Genomic DNA, 17,513 nt, shown 5'->3' on the forward strand with positions numbered 1-17,513 from the left:
GCCGGAAGGGCCTTTCGGCCCCCCACAACACCCATCAGGTGCCTTTTCCTTGTGAAGAACTTCACGAAGTTCGTTGCGAGGCCGCTTCTAAGCGATCGACCAGGCGATCCCGTCAAGAATGTCGTGCTCGCTCACGACCACCTCCGGCACCCCGATCCGCTCCATGATCGCGCGCAGTACGAGGGCCCCGGCCCCGATGACATCCACCCGCCCCGGGTGCATCGCCGGGTGCGCGGAGCGCTGCTCGTGGTCGGCGTTCAGCAGCTCGTCGCTGATCGATTCGACCTTGGCGTACGGGATCCGTGAGTGGTGGATCCTGGTCGAGTCGTACTCGTCGAGGCCGAGCGCGATCGCCGCCACAGTCGTCACCGACCCGGCCAGGCCGACCAGCGTCTGCGCCTCGCGGATCGGGACGGTCTCCTCGGCGAGGTCGAGCGCGGCCTCGATGTCGGCGCGCATCGCGGCGACCTCGTCGGGCGTCGGCGGATCGTGCCGGATGTGCCGCTCGGTCAGCCGTACGCAGCCGATGTCCACGGACCGCGCGGCCTCGACCTCCCGATGTCCGACGACGAACTCGGTCGAGCCGCCGCCGATGTCCACCACCAGGCGCTCCTCATGGCCCGGCAGCTCCTTCGTGGCGCCGGTGAAGGAGAACTCCGCCTCCTCGTCCCCGGTGATCACCTCGGGTTCGACGCCCAGGATGTCCAGCACTCCGCGGACGAAGTCGTCCCGGTTGGACGCGTCGCGCGAGGCGGAGGTGGCCACGAAGCGGATCTTCTCCGCGCCGTGCTTCTTGATCACGGCGGCGTACTCGCGGCAGGCCGCGAAGGTCCGCTCCAGCGCCTCGGGCGCGAGCCGCCCGGTACGGTCCACACCCTGACCGAGCCGGACGATCGTCATCCGCCGGTCGAGGTCGACCAGCTCACCGGTGGCCGGGTCCGCGTCGGCGACGAGCAGCCGGATGGAGTTCGTACCGCAGTCGATGGCGGCGACGCGTGTCACTTCTCGTCCCCTTCTCCGGATTCTCCGGACGATTCCTCGCACGGCGTGACGCACGGACCCTTGCGCCACCACTCGGGCAGCATCGCGATCGCCTCGTCGCCCAGCGGATTGACGCCGGGTCCCGCCGCGAGCGAGTGGGCGACCAGGACATGCAGGCACTTCACCCGGTCCGGCATGCCGCCCGCGCTCGGGAAGCCCTCCAGCACCTCGATGGCGTCACGGCGCGCGATGTAGTCCCCGTGGGCGGCGCGGTACTTGGCGGCCAGCTCCGGGTCGGTCGCGAGCCGCTCCTGCATCTCCTTCATCACGCCGTTGGCCTCCAGCGTGCCGATCGCCGAGGCCGCCCGCGGGCAGGTCAGGTAGTACAGCGTCGGGAAGGGGGTGCCGTCGGGGAGCCGCGGCGCGGTCTCGACGACGTCGGGCTGACCGCACGGGCAGCGGTGCGCGATGGCGCGCAGTCCGCGCGGCGGACGGCCGAGCTGCTTCTTGAACGCGGCGATGTCCGCGTCGGTGGGCTCGGTCGGGGCGGTGGTGGGAGGGGGCGTTTCCATGCCTGCCTTGGTTCTAGCGGTTCTAGCGGTTCTAGCGGTGCATCTGTGTGGCTGTTACTTGCCGCGCATCTACTTGCTGCGGGTCTACTTGCTGCGGTCGGCGTTGTCGACGCCGTCCCAGACGTTCGAGTACCAGGGGCGGTCGGCCGCGCCCTCTTCGGTGCGGCGCTTCTCGGCGGCCTCGGGGTCGATCATGATGTAACCGGTCTCCCCCGGCACCACGAGATGCAGGTGCTCGCGGGCCAGGCGGCGGATGTACATGTCGTCCTGGAGCCGCGCCTTCTCGTCCCTCAGCCGCTCGACCTGTTGCCTGGCGTCCGCCATCCGGCGCTCCTGCTCGGCGATGTCGGAGCGCTGGGAGACGTACTGCCGCATCGGATACGCGAGCGCGACGGCCAGCGAGCAGACCACGAGGGCCAGGAAGGCCGCGCGGCCGGTGAGCCGGGAGCGGCGGGCCTGCCTGCGGTTCTGCGACCGGTAGACGCGAGCGGCGGTCTGCTCGCCGAGCAGCCGAAGCCGGGTCGCGGTGGAGAACCGGTCCTGGTCCCCGTTGCGTGCCATGATCTCGCCTCCCCGTTACGCGCATACGTCCCCGGACACGGTACGGGACCGTGGCCGGGGACGTATGTAGGTGAGAGCCTCAGCCCTCGCTCTCGCTATCAGTTCGCGGAGCGCTGCGCCTATCAGTTCGCGGAGCGCTGTGCCTACTCAGTTCGCGGAGCGAAACCGCGGGAACGCCGAGCGGCCCGCGTACACCGCGGCGTCGTCGAGGATCTCCTCGATGCGCAGCAGCTGGTTGTACTTGGCGACGCGCTCGGAGCGGGCCGGGGCGCCGGTCTTGATCTGGCCGCAGTTGGTGGCGACGGCCAGGTCGGCGATGGTGACGTCCTCGGTCTCGCCGGAGCGGTGCGACATCATGCACTTGAAGCCGCTGCGCTGGGCGAGCTCGACGGCGTCCAGGGTCTCGGTCAGCGAACCGATCTGGTTGACCTTGACCAGCAGGGCGTTCGCGGCGCCTTCATCGATGCCGCGGGCCAGGCGCTCCGGGTTGGTGACGAAGAGGTCGTCGCCGACGATCTGGACCTTGGCGCCCAGCTTGTCGGTGAGCACCTTCCAGCCGGCCCAGTCGTCCTCGAACAGCGGGTCCTCGATGGAGACGAGCGGGTACGAGGCGACGAGCTCCTCGTAGTACTCGGTCATCTCGGCGGCCGAGCGGGACTTGCCCTCGAACTGGTACGAGCCGTCCTTGTAGAACTCGGACGCGGCGACGTCGAGCGCGAGCGCGATGTCCTTGCCGGGGACGTAGCCGGCTTCCTTGACGGCTTCGAGGATCAGGTCCAGCGCGGCGCGGTTGGACTCGAGGTTCGGCGCGAAGCCGCCCTCGTCGCCCAGGCCGGTGGAGAGCCCCTTCTGCTTCAGGACCTTCTTGAGGGTGTGGTAGATCTCGGCGCCCCAGCGCAGGGCCTCGGAGAAGGACTCGGCGCCGATCGGCGCGATCATGAACTCCTGGATGTCCACGTTGGAGTCGGCGTGCGAGCCGCCGTTCAGGATGTTCATCATCGGAACGGGCAGCAGGTGCGCGTTCGGGCCGCCGAGGTAGCGGAAGAGCGGCAGGTCGGATGCCTCGGACGCGGCGTGCGCGACGGCGAGGGAGACGCCGAGGATGGCGTTGGCGCCGAGCGAGGACTTGTCGGGGGTGGCGTCCAGGTCGAACATCGCCTGGTCGATCAGGCGCTGCTCGGTGGCGTCGTACCCGACGAGCTCCGGGCCGATCTGCTCGATGACGGCGAGGACGGCCTTCTCGACACCCTTGCCCTGGTAGCGGTTCGGGTCACCGTCGCGGAGCTCAAGAGCCTCGAACGCACCGGTGGAGGCGCCGGACGGAACAGCAGCACGACCCGTGCTGCCGTCGTCGAGGCCAACCTCGACCTCGACCGTGGGGTTGCCTCGGGAGTCCAGGATTTCCCGGGCTACGACGACGTCGATGGACGGCACGAGCATCTCCTTCTGGGATGTGACGCTAAATGTGGCGCAGGCAGTGCGACGCAAGCAGTGCAGGACAGTGCAGGGTCTCTCTGGCCTTGCGACACGAGCCTAACCGGCCCGGGGGCATCGGCCGGCCGATGCCCGCCCGCTGGGACGGAAAAGGGCGTGAACAGGCAGTGACAAGGCAGAACCCCGGCCCGGCGCGTACGGGGGACAGCGCGCCGGACCGGGGTGCTCTGGGGCCCGGGGGTCAGCCCGGGCGGAGCCGGCTGACCAGGCTCGGGCAGAGCCGGCTGACCCGGCTCGGGCGGAGCCCGGTCAGCTCAGGTGGAGCTGCTGGCCCGGGTGGATGACGTCCGCGTCGTCGATGATGTCCTTGTTGAGGTCGAACAGCTTCTGCCAGCCGCCCTTGACCTTCTCGGTCTCGGCGATCTTGCCGAGGGTGTCGCCGGCCTTGACCTTGTACTCGCCGTCGCCCTTCTTGAAGTCCTTCGCCTCGGCGGCGGGCTTCGCCGGCGCGGCGGGGCGCTCGGAGCGGGTGGTGGGAACCTCGGCGCGCTTCGGCTGCGCGGGCTGCGTGGCGGCGGAGTCGGCGGCGCCACCGTCGTTCGCGGCGCTCGAGAGGCCGACGCCGCAGTTCGGCCACGCGCCCTTGCCCTGGCCGGCCAGGACCTTCTCGGCGACCGCTATCTGCTGGGCCTTGGAGGCCTGGTCGGCGCTCGAGGCGTACTGCGTGCCGCCGTACGCGGCCCAGGTGGAGGCCGAGAACTGCAGACCGCCGTAGTAGCCGTTGCCGGTGTTGATGGACCAGTTGCCGCCGGCCTCGCACTGGGCGACCTGGTCCCACTCGGCGGTGGTCGCGGCGGACGCCGAGGTGGCGCCGAGGAGCGGGGCGGCGACAGCCGCACCGGCGACGCCGGTGATCGCGGCGATACGAGAGGCCCGATTGAGAATGGTCGGGCGGCGGTGCTTGCCCTTGCTGGAGAACAGCATGGAACTTCCCCTCACCGACGCCTACGAGGTGAGCTGTCGGGTTCGGGCCGATGGGGTATCCCCCAGTTCCGCCAGGAACCGGGAAACGATTTGCCCGGCCGCGCGTCTTTGCGCGCGGCTTCACCCCAAGCCGGTTGGTAGCCGTCGATCTCAACGGCCGGGGCCGGCGCTTACCTTGGGTCCCCCGCTCCTGCCTTCGGCGCTCTGCGCGACGACTATTCCCCCCGACCGTCGGCAGGATTCGGCGTGACGGTCAGTGGTGCCCGCGATGGCGAGCGGTTCAGACCGTAAACACAGCTCTCCCCGATGTTCAAAGCTGAACATCGGGGAGAAAACGCCCATCTCGCCACTCCAGCCACTCCCGTTTTCGCAGGTGAGGGGTGGTTTGAGTGGTTACGCCGGGCAAGTCACGGAAGTTGGGGCAAAGAGACCCTTGTCTCACATTCACAGACTCGGACATAAGCCCGCGAACTACCCGACAACTATGCGCGAATTACCGCTACTTCGGGCCCAGATCGAGGCTCTGGCCAGGACGGATGAGGTCGGGGTCGGCGCCGACTGTCTCCTGGTTCGTCTCGTAGAGGTCGGTCCAACCGCCGGAGATCTCCTGCTTGTCGGCGATGGACCACAGGCTGTCGCCCGGCCGGACGGTGTACTCGCCGGGCGCGGCGTCCGCTTTGCCGCTCTCGCCCGCCGTGTCCCGTGCCGAGTCGTCACCTCGCGAGGCATGACGGCCAATCTCACGGTCAATATCCGCATTGTCCGGTTCGGACTTCTCCGGCGCGGGCTCGCCACGGTGCTTGCCACCGCTGCTGTCGGCGTCAGGCGCCGCGTCCGTGGCCGGCGACTCGGCCGACCCGGCCGGGTCCGCGGACGGCTCGGCAGGCGCCGCGGCGGTGGAGGGCTTCGTGGGTATGAGCGACTTGGCAGGGGCGCTCTGCTCGGACGACGGCACGAGGCCCGGGTCGACGCCGGTCGCGGCGCCGTCGTTCTTCAGTCCGGCGAGTGGCGCGCAGACGGGCCACGCCGCGGGGCCCTGCGCGTCCAGGACCTTCTCGGCGACCGCTATCTGCTGCGAGCGGCTGGCGAGGTCGGCGCGGGGCGCGTACTCCGTACCGCCGAAGTCCTGCCAGGTCTCCTGCGAGAACTGCAGACCGCCGTAGTGCCCGTTGTCGAGGTCGGCGCTCCACATGCCGGCGCTCTCACACTCCGCGACGCGGTCCCACGTGGTGGCGTCGGCGGCGGAGGCCGAACCGGCGCCGAGAAGCGGAATGGCGATGGCCGATCCCGTCACTCCTGCCGCGACAACGATGGCCGGCACCTGACGAGGTCGGCGGTGTCGCCCGTTCCCGGAACGCATGCGGTGGCCTTTCACGTGACTGCTGGGACGACGGTGAACGTAGCCGCATTCGAACGGAAGTCACAAGTCGATGCAGCGGAGATCACGTGAAAGTCACAGTCTTGACGATACGTCAGGTCTGGCGAGCGGTGAACTCAACCGGCAGAGTGCGCAATCCGCGCATAATGAGACCCCCACGCCACCGCAAATCGGCTGGATCGCCCGCAAGCCGCAAGTCCGGCATTCTCCTGAGCAGCGTGGCGAGCGCTGTCTGCCCCTCGAGACGCGCGAGGGGCGCGCCGAGGCAGTAGTGAATGCCGTGCCCGTACCCGAGATGCTGGTTGTCGCGCCGGGACAGGTCGAGGGTGTCCGGGGCGGCGAACCGCTCCGGGTCCCGGTCTGCGGCGGCGAGTACGACGAGTACGGGATCGCCCGCCGCGATCCGCTGCCCGCCGATGACGAGCGACTCGGTGGCGTATCGCCAGGTGGCGAGCTCCACGGGCCCGTCGTAGCGCAGGAGTTCCTCGACACCCGTGGCCAGCAACTCCGTCTCACCGGCGGCGAGGGACACCTGGAGCCGTTCCCGCTGTTCCGGATTACGAAGTAGGGCGTACACCCCGTTACCGATCAGGTTCACGGTGGTTTCGAAGCCCGCGAAGAGAAGGATGAAGGCCATGGCGGCGGCCTCGTTCTCGGTGAGGTGCTCGCCGTGGTCGCTGGTCCGGATCAGCTCCGAGATCAGGTCGTCCCCGGGCTCCTCCCGCTTTCGGTGGATCAGCTCCGCGAGATAGCCCCGCATCTTCTTCACAGAACGGGCGACACCGCCGCGCGGCCCGCCGCCGTGCCGGATCATCATCCCGGCCCAGTCGCGGAAGTCGTCCTGGTCCTGGCGCGGGACGCCGAGCATGTCGCAGATGGCATAGATGGGGAGCGGGAACGCGAACTCATGAATCAGGTCCGCCTCCCCCTTCGCCTCGAACCCATCGATGAGCCGGTCGGTCAACTCCTGTACGCGCGGGGCGAATTCGGCGACCCGGCGCGGGGTGAACGCCTTCGACACCAGCCGCCGCAGCCTGGTGTGGTCCGGCGGGTCGATGTTCAGCAGATGGGTCATGAGCTCTGCCTTGCGCTCGCCGGGGATCCCCGTCTTCCCCCTGGCGTGCGCGGGCTCGTCGTGATGCGCGGGATTCTTGCTGAGCCGCTGGTCGGCGAGGGCCTGCTTGGCATCGGCGTACCGCGTCACCAGCCATGCCTCGACCCCGCTCGGGAGGGTGGTCCGGTGGACCGGCGAGTTCTCCCTGAGCCAGGCGTAGGCGGGGTAGGGGTCGGTGGCGAACTCCCAGGTGAACAGCTCGGGCTGAGCGCTCACTCCTGCCCCTCGGCGGCGCGGATCGCGTCCCGGTAGGCGCGGGCCGCGGCACGCAGGGCGGCCTCCGGGTCGGTGCCGGACGCCTCCGCCCGGACGGCGAGGGCGAGCAGTTCGTAGCCGGTGCCCTGGCCGGCGGGGAGCGGGACGTCGAGGCCGGCGGTACGGACCCGGCCCGCGAGCTTCGCGGCGAGGGCGAGGCCGGGCTGGCCAAGCGGCACGCCGTCCGTCACGGAGTCGCGCTGCTTCTCGATCGCCTTCGTGCGGAGCCAGTGCTCCTTCACGTCCTCCGGCGTCTCGGCGCGCTCGTCGCCGAAGACATGCGGGTGGCGGTGGATCAGCTTCTCGACGATCGTCCCGGCGACGTCGTCGATGGAGAACGGCTCTGCGCCGTCCTCATCGCGGCCTTCCTGCGCGATGCGAGCGTGGAAGACGACCTGCAGGAGTACGTCCCCGAGCTCCTCGCGCAGCTCGTCGCGGTCGCCGTCCTCGATCGCCTCGACGAGTTCGTACGCCTCCTCGATGCCGTACTTGGCAAGGCCCGCGTGGGTCTGGGTCGACGACCAGGGGCACTCGGTGCGGATCCGGTCCATGACCTGGACGAGGTCGAGGAGACGGGCGCCGGGCAGGTCGTACGAGCCGGGGAGCAGCTCCAGGTCCGGCATCTGCACGCGTCCGGACCCGGCGAGCCGGGCGAGCCCGTCGGTCAGGGCGGTGTCGCCCTCGCCGGAGGAGACGACCACGACGGTACGACCTCCCCCAGAGCCTCCGGCCTGGGAGGTACCCCCGGCGCAGGCGTCGACCAGCTCCTGCGCGGTGACGGACGCTATCTCCACGCCGACGCCGGCCTCACGGAAATACGGCAGCTGAGGGTGGGCTTCGTCGGCGCAGAGCACCCGGTCGGCGGCCTGCAGCGTCTGCCACGCGGGCCAGGACAGCAGCCCGGGCGCGACGCGGTGGCTGGCGGTGAGCAAAACGATTCGGCCGGGGGCGACAGGTGCTTCTGTGGTCACCCCTCGAACCTACCTCGCGTCGCTACGCACCCGCCTCGACGGGCTCCGGCTCCTTGCTGACCTGGGCGATCCACGGGGCCTTGTAGTTGGCGAGCTCGAGCTTGCGGTCGTCCCAGGCGCCGAAGCGGGGGTTGACGTCGATGTGCAGCGCCTTGGCGGCGGCGGTGAACGCCTGGTTCAGCTTCTGCTGGCCCTCGGGGGTGTTGGTCGCGCCGAGGTCCTCGGCGAGCTTGCTGACCAGGATGTCGCGGCGTACGACGTCGTTCAGCTGGTCGGGGGCGATGCCGCGCTGCTGCAGATACATGGACGCGAGCTGCTCCTCGCCACCGGACTGCTGCACGAGGGCGGCCCGCCCCTCCTGGATCTCCTTGCGGCTGACCTTGACCCCGGCGTCGTCGGCGGCGCGCTGGACGACGCGCTCGACGATCAGGTCGTAGAGCTTGGCGCGGCTGAGCTGCCCGCTGTCCTTGATGAGCTGTGCGGACTGGGGGGAGCGCTGCTGGGCGGCGCGCACGTCCTTCACCTTCGCCTGGACAGTGGACACCTCGATCCGCTCCCCACCGACGATGGCGGCGGCCCCGGGGTGAGCCTCACTGCCGCAGGCGGCGAGGAGGGGCGCGACGGCGAGGAGCGCGGCACTGACGGTGAGCGCGGTGCGACGGCGGCGGTGCAAAGGAGCCTCCCGGCGTGCGGCATGTTTGTGCGGCGATGCACAAGACCCTGCGGTGATCGATGTTAGGCAGTCTCCGTGGTCTGGGCCACTGATTCGACTGACGATTCGCCTGAAGTTGTGATGAGCCCTGAAGTGGCAATGCACCAGGCAGCCGTCAGCCGACCCGGCTGACGTTCACATCGCGTTCGACTTGCGCCGCCCGCCGGGCCGGCTCCGGGCGCAGCATGATCGTGCGGGAGACGACGAAGGTGATCGGTATCGCCGCCGCCGCCGCGATCAGCGGGGCGTACCGGCTGCCGAAGTGCAGCACGTCCACCAGCAGATAGACGCCGCTCGTGGTGACGATGAAGTTCGCCGCGTTGGTGAGCGGGAAGAGCAGGAACTTCCGCCAGGTGGGGCGGGTCTTGTATGTGAAGTACGAGGTCAGGAAGAACGACCCGACCATGCTGAGCGCAAAGGCGACGACATGCGCCGCCACGTAGGGCAGCCAGGTGAGCAGGACCAGGTACAGGCCGTAGTACGTCCCGGTGTTCACCACCCCCACCAGGGCGAACCTGACCAGCTGGACCTGGACCGTCATCGTCTTACGAGCTCCCCGTCGCGTTTTTGCCGCTCCCCCTCCTGCTGATGCGGAAGGCCGGCGTTGGTGGCCTTCACCAGGAAGTGCGGTCGCCGCTTCACCTCGTAGTAGATACGGCCCACGTACTCGCCGACCACCCCCAGCATCAGCATCTGCACACCCGCCAGTGCCGTGACCGCCACCAGAAGGGTGACATACCCGGGAGTGTCCACGCCGTTCACCAGCGCGACACCGACAATCCAGGCGGTATACGCCATGGCGAGCGTGACTAGCAGAAGCCCGAGATAGACGGCGGCCCGCAGCGGCTTGTTGTTGAAGGAGAGCAGGCCGTCGAGGCCATAGTTGAGCAGTTTGCCGAAGCTCCACTTGGAACGGCCCTGCTCACGCACCGCATTCTCGTACTCGAAGGTCGTGGTGCGAAAACCGACCCAGGCGAACAGGCCCTTGGAGAAGCGGTTGTACTCGGTGAGTTCGAGGATCGCGTCCACGGTACGGCGCGACAGCAACCGGAAATCGCCCACGCCGTCGACGAGTTCGACGTCGACGAGCCGATTGATCAGCCAGTAGTAGGCGCGGGCGGAGACGGTGCGGGTGACCCGGTCGCCCTTGCGCGTGCGGCGGGCGATGACCTGGTCGAAGCCCTCCTCGTGCAGCTGCAGCATGCGCCTGACCAGCTCCGGTGGGTGCTGGAGATCGGCGTCCATGATGACCACGGCGTCGCCCTCGGCATGCTGGAGCCCGGCGAGCATCGCCGCCTCCTTGCCGAAGTTACGGCTGAAGGAGACATAGCGGGTACGAGGGTCGGCCTCGGCGATCTCCTCGAGGAGAGGGAGCGTCCGGTCCTGGCTTCCGTCGTCCACATAGACCAGTTCGAATTCCCGCCCGAGCAGGGAGAGTTCCGCGGTCACGTGTTCATGGAAGCGGCCGATGATCTCCTCTTCGTTGAAGCACGGAACAACTATCGAGATCAGCACGGAAGAACAACAACCCACCCGAATGTCCCGTGCGGATTCCCCGCATGACGCGCAGGCGACCATTTCGTGAACTGGTCTTCCCACGAGCTGATTTCACCGTCAACGCTGGCATATTCGAGGAATCATGTCGACTCTGCCAACCGCGCGCGGCCGCGCCGCAGCCCTCGCCGCGCTGATCACCGTGAGCGCCTTGTGCGCCGGTGACGCCGTCGCCCGCAGCTTCCCCTTCGGACCGCACACCCGCAGCGTGAACGACCTCGGCAATCAGTTCGTGCCGTTTCATGCGCATCTGTGGGATCTGCTGCACGGACGGGCCGACGGCGGACTGCTGCTGAACTGGCAGTCCGGGTACGGCACCAGCTTTCTGCCCGACCTCGGGACCTATCTGACCAGCCCGTACTCGATGCTGGTCGGGCTCTTCCCACGGGACCGCATCGACCTCGCCGTCTATGTCATCACGCTGCTGAAGATGGCGGCCGCGGCCGCGGCCATGACCTGGCTGCTGCTGTCGCTGCGAGGGGACAAGGGCGGGCGCTGGTGGATGGCGGCGGTGCTCGGCGGCTCGTACGCGCTGTGCGGCTGGTCGGTCGTCGAGGCCTCGTACAACCCGATGTGGATGGACGGCCTCGTCGCCTTCCCGCTGCTGTGCCTGGTCGGCGAGTGGGCGCGCACGGCACGGCGGCCGGTTCTCGGCCCGGTGGTCGTCGCGGTGGCGTGGATCGCCAACTTCTACACCGCATACATGGCGACCATCGGGGCCGCACTGGTGCTTGTGGTCCAGCTGCTGCTGCAGGAGCGCGGGGCACGGGACCGGATGCGGGCGCTCCTGCGGGCCGCCAGGGCCGTACTGCTCGGCATCGCGCTCGCCACGCCCGTCCTGATCCCCGTCTTCCTCGGCTCCAAGCACGCCTATCCGGGGTGGACGAAGGAGTTCGCGCCGGCCGGCTGGGCCGATGTGTTCGCCCGCACGCTGCCGGCGACGTACAGCTTCTTCACGCCCGCGGTCTTCCTCGGCAGCGGCGCACTGTTGCTGGCCTGCACGCTCGCCTTCAACAGCGCGGTACCGCGGCGCGAGCGGTGGGTGTGGACGGGACTCGCGGCGGCGACCCTGGTGTCACTGCAGTGGGCGCCGACGCATCTGGTGTGGCATGTCTTCGCGACGCCCAACGGCAGCCCGTACCGGCAGACTTTCGTCTTCGCCGGGATACTCGTGATCGCGGCCTGGATCTGCCTCTCGTACGACTGGCCCGGTCGGCGCGCCCTGCTCGGCGGCGGTGCGGTGGTGGCCGTGATCGCACTCGCCGCCTCCACCAGTGACCTCGTCACCGCCTGGACCTTCCCGCTGTTCGCGGCCGGGATCGCGGCGGTGGTGGGCGGCCTGCTGCTCGCCCGGCGCGGCAAGTACGCCGTGGTCGCCGCGCTGCTCCTCAGTGGCGCGCTGGTCGGGCAGGCGGCGGCGACCACCGCGTACGCCGACCGGCAGCGGCTCGGCAGGCTGGACGACTACCCGGCCTGGGGCGAGGCGCACAGCGAGCGGGCGGCGGCCGTGGCGAAGGCCGACGGCTGGCCGCGCTACCGCACCGATGTGGGCCGCGACCAGATCACCGGCAACGATCCGATCCTGTTGGGCGGCCAGGGCGGCGGCTATTACAGCAGCCACACACCGGATGTCTTCACGCGCACGATGGCCGCGCTCGGCGCGGGCTGGACATCCAACGGACGCAGTGTGCAGTCCCTGGACAACCCGGTCACGGACGCGATCTTCGCCGTCGGCGCGCGGGTGCGGACCGCGCCCAGCAACGACCCGGAGGTGACGCGGGCGGCCGCGACACCCGGGCTGGTGACCGTACGCCCGGCGGGGGCGGAGGCCGCGTACGACTGGAACCCCTTCCGCAACCAGGAACTGCTGCTCGGCTCGGACGTCTACGGCGATCCGGTGGACGGCTCCTGCCCGGTCGGCACCGAGGTCTTCCTCTGGGCGCCGAACTACACCGGCAAGGCCCGCCTCGGCGACAACGAGCAGGTGACGCTGCGAGGCGGACAGCCCAAGCGGCGTGCCGCGCTCACCTCGCTCGGCAAGGTGAACTCGCCCGGCGAGAGGGTCGCGTACAGCAAGGACCCCCGGCGCACGACCCTGGGCTGCCTGGACCACGCCAAGCTGACCGCCGCCGTGGACGGGCTGAAGCGGACCGGCGCGGTGTCGGTCGACGTCACCGACAGCGGTGTACGAGCCGAGCTACCGCCGGGAGCAACCGGCCGGGCGGTCATCGCCGCGCCCCGGATCGCCGGCTGGAGCTGCAACGGCAAGCCGGCCGACTCCTACCAGGGGCTTGTCGCCGTGCCACTGGACGGAAGGACGACGACGGTCGACTGCTCGTTCCGCCCGCCGGGTCTGAAGGCGGGCGCGGCGATCGGGGCCGCGGGGCTGCTGACGCTCGGGGGCCTCCCCTTGCTGCCCTTGCTGCGGTCGCGCCTTCGCCGCCGCCCCGCGTAGCGATCCGGGGCGGGCGGGGCAGACGGGCGGGCCGGGCGGGCGCGCGCCGGACGGGCGGGCCGGGCGGGCGGGCCGGACGAGGGGCCGAGCGGACAAACGGGCGCATCCAGCCCCTCCGGCGCCTCGGAACCGGGGAACGTGGCGGAGCCACGCAAGCGGGACGCGGGATTCCGTCGTAACTACTTCACACTTCCGTCGCCGCAGGGCCGTCAGGACTTCATCTGCGCAGCATCCCGCCTTGGCCCGCGCGGCGGCGCTCCCGCGTAATTTCCCCGGCATGCCCTCTCTCCTTCGGAACCGGCTGGCGAAGTGGATCCTGAGCCCGGCCGACACCATGATCGAACGGCGCATCGAGCAGCATGTGAAGCGTGCCACGCAGGCCTTGCAGGCCGATCTCGACGCCGTCCACCAAAAAGTGGCCGCACTGCAGAATCCGCAGTACGGACTCGGCCTGCTCGTCAACGGGACAGGTCGAAGCGGCCACCGAACGCCCACCCCCGCCCAGATCGACACCCTCGCGCGCCAGATCCAGGGCGTGGCGGACGGCAGTGAACACGCTCTGCGCAATGTGACCGTCGCCTATCGCACGGTGATAGCCCTGGAGTCACTCGGCGTGGGCCGACTGGCCGGGTCCACCTCCAACGTGTGCGGAAAGCTCGCCACAGTGCCACTGCTCTCCCCGCCGAACGGCAATGTCCTCGAAATCGGCACCCTGTACGGGATGTTCGCCGCGGGACTGCTGCGGATGCTGCACAGGGCCGGGGCAGAACCCCATCTGACGATCGTCGATCCGCTGGCCGGCGCGCAGCTGCAGCCCGGTGCCTCCCAGCAGGGCGCGGACCCCACCGGCACGCCGGTGCGCGAGGACGTCGTACGCGCCAACCTGGCACTCGGCGGCGTCGGTTCGGTGATCGACGCGCGAATCCAGCAGGGCTTCTCCGGTGATCCGGAGGTGCGCGCCGCCGTCTCCGACCGGGAGTACGGGGTGATCGTGGTGGACGGCGATCACTCCATGGAGGGGGTGCGGGCCGATCTGGAATGGGTCGAGGAGATCGTGGCCCCGGGCGGGATCGTGGTGCTCGACGACTACGGCGACAAGGCCTGGCCCGGGGTGCAGGACGCCCTGGACAAGCATCTGGCCGGCGGGACTTCGCGGCTGACCATGCTGGGGCGGGTGTCCACCTCGGCGTATCTGCGCGCGAGCTGACCGTTCGGGGACCGTTTCGGGGTCACCCGCTGTGGAACTGCCGCTGCCGGTCGAGCGCACGTCGCCGCCCGGGCGACTGCCGGAAGACCCATGTCGTCCATACACGGAGAAGCCCCAGCCGCATGTCGGCTGGGGCTTCCCCTCGGTTATCGACAGAGTCGACGCATTCAGGCGCTCTCTCGCCCGGACCCGGTCTCGGAAGAGATCCAGAGATCGTCGTCCGCGTCCAGGGTCCCGTCGTCGGCGATGAAGAAGACTCCGGTCCTGAAGAAGTTCCGGAACGCGTTCACCATCTGCTCGACGCTGTCATACGCCATTCTCGACTCACCGCCGATCACGACGCTGGCCACGCGCGACGATGGCGATCGTGCCTCGTACACAGCCGCGTAGAAATCGCCACCGCCGGTTCCGAGCAGCGGAATCCATCGATCTCCGAGAACGGGGTCTCCGTCGCCGTACAACGCCTTCACACCGGCAGCATCGCGCACTGACAGCGGTTCGTACCCCGGAATCAGAGCAGCGTCGTCCTGGACCTGGCCCGGCCGATAGCTCACACCGCCCCTCCACGTGCCTTTGCCCCGCCGAGCCACAGCTCGACGGGGCAAAGTGACAGGACCCGCTTGTACTGCGTGAGCAGGCCGCGCAGGCGCTCGGCCGGGATTTCCCAGCCGAGCGTCTTTCGTGGTCGGAAGCTGGTCGGGGTGCGGGTACTGGGCGAAGGCCGAGTGACCCGTCCCCAGCACGCGGAAAAGTCCCGCCGCAACTCGCTACGACGGGACGTTTCTGTTGAAGGTGGAATTCCGGTTGGTCAGATTCACAGCTCGTCAAAAGCCGCGCGCCACGGGCCCAAACCGTGCAACCCCCGGAGGGCAGTTTCGATGACCGCCGGAGAGAACGACTTCTGAAGCTTCAGGGTCGCCGCCTCTTCCGGGGAAATCACTTCCCCCACTTTGCCGTGAATGTCCTGGCGACGGTATTCGCCCGGCGGCTCCACCCAGACCTTGTAGGCGGGCACGGGAATGGCGGAGGAAATCTCACGATTCCCCAGAACGCGCCACACGCCCTCCTTGAGCCGCAGATCCATCGTCTCCGCGAGGAAGATCGGGTCGTCGAGCTTCAGCTTTTCGACCTCGACGGCGTCGCCGGCGCCCAGCAGCGCGGAAAATACAGCAAGCAGAACGTTCCCGCGCGACTTCTCCACGATCTGGGCGACGGCAATATTCTCATCGCCCACAGGAACGACGAGAACGTCACCCTTATCGCATTTCTTTGGCATAGATTGCCTCCGGCTGCCCCGAGTCGGGCATAATGGTCGGCACGGTGTGCCCGGTCTTGCTGTGTTTAGCGGTCTCGATGGGCGTCTTAAGCCCTGGTCTGGGTGCGGGGACTGGGCGAAAGCCGACTGGCCCGCCCCAAGCCCGTTGAAGGGGAATTCCGGTTGGCCCAGATCGCCAGCTCGTCAAAAGCCGCGCACCACGGGCCGAAACCGTGCAACCCCCAGGGCAGTTTCGATGACGTCTGAGAGAACTTAGACGGCAGCAGCGGATTGCTGCTGACCTGCCATCCAGGGAAGATGAGCTACCCCCCTTGGGAGCCCTCCAAGAATCTCAGCACGCCCCTCAGTGGAACTCCGATGTCGCGACGATCGATCCCAGCCCCCTCAAGGTGCACGAGAATACACGCCTCTTCGGCGCGATTCGGGAAGTCCCGTACGAAAGCCGAAACACACGAGTCGAGGGTGTCTAGTGCGTAGCCCTCAATTTCTTCATCGCTGGGGTCAGCAACCGCACTGTTAGCGCTGATCGGCGCCGCTGCCAGGATGACTCCAGGAGCCCCGTCTTCTCGATGATTTACGAGGACCTGCACTTTTCCGATCTGCGGAGAACCTCCATATCGCTCGTGAGCGAGGGGAGAATTCAGGACTGCGGCATCACAATCCCAACCAGTTCCCGACACCGAGCCCATACGAAACTCAATTCCGGGGATATGGCCCAGCATTTGCTGGCACTCTTGGATGAGCCTATCCGATGACGCTGCCATCACGTACTTCATCGTCATCACCCACAGCTCATGGTCAACATTATTTGAGGCCTACTCAACTTCGAGAGCCGATCGCCCTGGAGTGCGACTCCACCATCAACGACATCTGCCGTGTAGGCCATTCTTGCAGATTCGGGGAGAGCTGACGGATTCCCTTTTGTGCGGATCATAGTGCAGGAGCCCTCTGCAGGGCAGGCGCACTCAGCACGGACAACGACGACCCGCCCATCACAGCCACCGTCCGCTGACGTTGCCGTCACCGTTGCCGCCAGAACACCAAAGGCCCCCTTCGCAGCAGCAATGCGGAGGGGGCCTTCAATTATGCAGCCGAGAGAATCAGTCTGCCCATCAATACGGGCAGAATCTATCGACGCCTATGCGAGTGAACCGCAAGCAACTAGCTGCGCGAGAAACTCAGCAAAAGAATGAGCCGCGCGGCGAGGAATGCGGTCTTCATCGATGTAGGCGACGGCTGGTTCGCCCTCAGGGCCACACTCGGAATAGTCGAGCATCACGGTGTCATGACCAGCAGAAGGCGTATCGCAAATCACTACCCCGATATCTGGATACTCCCACTCCGAAATCAGGTACGAGCTGCCCCCACCGGATGAGGAGTCGATTCCCCAGGCTCCGCCGATTCCCCGAATCCCGCTGATCTCGAAGTGATCGTCGGCCCACGACGTCGGAAACGTCGTGGGGCAGCAGCGGCGCCGCGGGGTCCCTCCGTTCCGCTGGAGCAACACTTCAACGTAGCTGCGGGGCAGGCGCACGCCAAGATCTTCCTCGGCTCGACGGATCATGTCGTCGTCGAGGGGAGGTCCGGTGTAGTAGTCGCTATCCTCGAATAGCTCCGCCATCAGAAACCTCCCGTATGCCCAGTGTCGGCATGGACCTGTCTATCAATAAGCTGCATGAGCCCACGATCTTGATGATGGTGTCATGTATAGCCAGTCGGAGTCTCGCTCAGTCCAGCCGCCTGATTGGCCAGCCTGAAGTATTTGGGCCGACTTTGACGGCGAGTCAACACCAAAAATGATTACCTTTAACTCATTCGACTTATCAGCCTTCCCGACAATCTGCATATCATCGTCGATATCCCGGAAGTAGGCGCGACCACCATTGCGACCTCGCAGGACGAAGGGCGCCACGCCGAAAGGAAACTCAGCGTGACGCCCTCGCAACCTACCGGACTGACCTGCCATCGTCAGGAACTGTGGATTACCACGATTCGTCGCCAGTCAGAACGATCATTACCTCATCGGGCTCATCGGTACCGTCTCCGTAGACGTCGACTC

The 17,513-nt window shown here is 67.9% G+C and carries 16 protein-coding genes, 1 pseudogene and 1 riboswitch; of the genes and pseudogenes, 2 read left to right on the top strand and 15 right to left on the bottom strand.

From position 1 onward, the window contains the following. Positions 1 to 87: 87 nt before the first annotated feature. From J7E87_RS14445 to J7E87_RS14495, 11 genes are all read right to left on the bottom strand, one after another. Positions 88 to 1,002, bottom strand: a complete 915-nt coding sequence (locus tag J7E87_RS14445; protein ID WP_215093801.1) for a Ppx/GppA phosphatase family protein — start codon at positions 1,000 to 1,002, stop codon at positions 88 to 90. Further along, complete coding sequence (locus J7E87_RS14450; protein ID WP_215093803.1) at positions 999 to 1,553, bottom strand: DUF501 domain-containing protein; 555 nt, start codon at positions 1,551 to 1,553, stop codon at positions 999 to 1,001. The genes J7E87_RS14445 and J7E87_RS14450 overlap by 4 nt, the downstream gene beginning before the upstream one ends. Positions 1,554 to 1,637: 84 nt before the next feature. Next, positions 1,638 to 2,114 carry a septum formation initiator family protein gene (locus J7E87_RS14455; RefSeq protein WP_215093805.1) on the bottom strand — a complete coding sequence of 159 codons (477 nt, stop codon included), beginning with the start codon at positions 2,112 to 2,114 and terminating at the stop codon, positions 1,638 to 1,640. Positions 2,115 to 2,261: 147 nt separating this feature from the next. Beyond that, positions 2,262 to 3,548: a phosphopyruvate hydratase gene (gene eno / locus J7E87_RS14460; protein ID WP_215093807.1), complete on the bottom strand. Its 1,287-nt coding sequence runs from the start codon at positions 3,546 to 3,548 to the stop codon at positions 2,262 to 2,264. Positions 3,549 to 3,857: 309 nt separating this feature from the next. Next, positions 3,858 to 4,532, bottom strand: a complete 675-nt coding sequence (locus J7E87_RS14465; protein WP_215093809.1) for a transglycosylase family protein — start codon at positions 4,530 to 4,532, stop codon at positions 3,858 to 3,860. 3 nt (positions 4,533 to 4,535) lie between these two features. Beyond that, positions 4,536 to 4,744: riboswitch (cyclic di-AMP (ydaO/yuaA leader) on the bottom strand. A gap of 287 nt (positions 4,745 to 5,031) precedes the next feature. Then, positions 5,032 to 5,892, bottom strand: a complete 861-nt coding sequence (locus J7E87_RS14470; protein WP_215093811.1) for a transglycosylase family protein — start codon at positions 5,890 to 5,892, stop codon at positions 5,032 to 5,034. Between the two features lie 112 nt (positions 5,893 to 6,004). Further along, entirely contained in the window at positions 6,005 to 7,240 is a 1,236-nt protein-coding gene (locus J7E87_RS14475) for a cytochrome P450 (protein WP_215093813.1), read from the bottom strand. Beyond that, positions 7,237 to 8,250: a nucleoside triphosphate pyrophosphohydrolase gene (locus tag J7E87_RS14480; RefSeq protein ID WP_215093815.1), complete on the bottom strand. Its 1,014-nt coding sequence runs from the start codon at positions 8,248 to 8,250 to the stop codon at positions 7,237 to 7,239. Before J7E87_RS14480 ends, J7E87_RS14475 begins: the two co-directional genes overlap by 4 nt. Positions 8,251 to 8,272: 22 nt before the next feature. After that, the gene (locus J7E87_RS14485; RefSeq protein ID WP_215093817.1) at positions 8,273 to 8,923 is read right to left on the bottom strand and encodes a SurA N-terminal domain-containing protein; all 651 of its coding nucleotides are present in this window, start codon (positions 8,921 to 8,923) and stop codon (positions 8,273 to 8,275) included. A gap of 154 nt (positions 8,924 to 9,077) precedes the next feature. After that, complete coding sequence (locus J7E87_RS14490) at positions 9,078 to 9,503, bottom strand: GtrA family protein (RefSeq protein ID WP_215093819.1); 426 nt, start codon at positions 9,501 to 9,503, stop codon at positions 9,078 to 9,080. After that, positions 9,500 to 10,477 (bottom strand): glycosyltransferase family 2 protein, encoded by a 978-nt coding sequence (locus tag J7E87_RS14495; RefSeq protein WP_215093821.1) that lies wholly within the window; start codon positions 10,475 to 10,477, stop codon positions 9,500 to 9,502. Before J7E87_RS14495 ends, J7E87_RS14490 begins: the two co-directional genes overlap by 4 nt. A 124-nt stretch (positions 10,478 to 10,601) precedes the next feature. Between J7E87_RS14495 and J7E87_RS14500 the strand changes: the two genes are divergently transcribed. Together J7E87_RS14500 and J7E87_RS14505 are read left to right on the top strand one after the other, a co-directional pair. Beyond that, positions 10,602 to 12,971: a YfhO family protein gene (locus J7E87_RS14500; RefSeq protein WP_215093823.1), complete on the top strand. Its 2,370-nt coding sequence runs from the start codon at positions 10,602 to 10,604 to the stop codon at positions 12,969 to 12,971. A gap of 277 nt (positions 12,972 to 13,248) precedes the next feature. Continuing rightward, a complete protein-coding gene (locus J7E87_RS14505) occupies positions 13,249 to 14,178 on the top strand; it encodes a class I SAM-dependent methyltransferase (protein WP_215093825.1) in 930 nt (309 codons plus the stop codon). A 167-nt stretch (positions 14,179 to 14,345) separates the two neighbouring features. Here the strand turns inward: J7E87_RS14505 and J7E87_RS14510 are convergent, their stop codons facing one another. From J7E87_RS14510 to J7E87_RS36435, 4 genes and pseudogenes are all read right to left on the bottom strand, one after another. After that, positions 14,346 to 14,666 carry a hypothetical protein gene (locus J7E87_RS14510; protein WP_215093827.1) on the bottom strand — a complete coding sequence of 107 codons (321 nt, stop codon included), beginning with the start codon at positions 14,664 to 14,666 and terminating at the stop codon, positions 14,346 to 14,348. Between the two features lie 326 nt (positions 14,667 to 14,992). Continuing rightward, positions 14,993 to 15,412, bottom strand: a complete 420-nt coding sequence (locus J7E87_RS14515) for a hypothetical protein (protein ID WP_215093829.1) — start codon at positions 15,410 to 15,412, stop codon at positions 14,993 to 14,995. A 1,180-nt stretch (positions 15,413 to 16,592) separates the two neighbouring features. Further along, positions 16,593 to 17,075 (bottom strand): SMI1/KNR4 family protein, encoded by a 483-nt coding sequence (locus J7E87_RS14520; protein WP_215093831.1) that lies wholly within the window; start codon positions 17,073 to 17,075, stop codon positions 16,593 to 16,595. Next, positions 17,075 to 17,146, bottom strand: a pseudogene (locus J7E87_RS36435) (HNH endonuclease); the annotation flags it as partial. The pseudogene J7E87_RS36435 and the gene J7E87_RS14520, both read right to left, overlap by 1 nt. Positions 17,147 to 17,513 lie beyond the last annotated feature (367 nt).

Origin of the sequence: Streptomyces sp. ISL-1 (assembly GCF_018614585.1) — a bacterium.
Lineage (GTDB): Bacteria > Actinomycetota > Actinomycetes > Streptomycetales > Streptomycetaceae > Streptomyces > Streptomyces maoxianensis.

Coding starts and splice junctions, on each gene's coding strand:
- J7E87_RS14450 (WP_215093803.1), bottom strand. CDS start 1,553: ATGGAAACGCCCCCTCCCACCACCGCCCCGACCGAGCCCACCGACGCG.
- J7E87_RS14455 (WP_215093805.1), bottom strand. CDS start 2,114: ATGGCACGCAACGGGGACCAGGACCGGTTCTCCACCGCGACCCGGCTT.
- J7E87_RS14520 (WP_215093831.1), bottom strand. CDS start 17,075: ATGGCGGAGCTATTCGAGGATAGCGACTACTACACCGGACCTCCCCTC.
- J7E87_RS14490 (WP_215093819.1), bottom strand. CDS start 9,503: ATGACGGTCCAGGTCCAGCTGGTCAGGTTCGCCCTGGTGGGGGTGGTG.
- J7E87_RS14470 (WP_215093811.1), bottom strand. CDS start 5,892: ATGCGTTCCGGGAACGGGCGACACCGCCGACCTCGTCAGGTGCCGGCC.
- J7E87_RS14465 (WP_215093809.1), bottom strand. CDS start 4,532: ATGCTGTTCTCCAGCAAGGGCAAGCACCGCCGCCCGACCATTCTCAAT.
- J7E87_RS14505 (WP_215093825.1), top strand. CDS start 13,249: ATGCCCTCTCTCCTTCGGAACCGGCTGGCGAAGTGGATCCTGAGCCCG.
- J7E87_RS14500 (WP_215093823.1), top strand. CDS start 10,602: ATGTCGACTCTGCCAACCGCGCGCGGCCGCGCCGCAGCCCTCGCCGCG.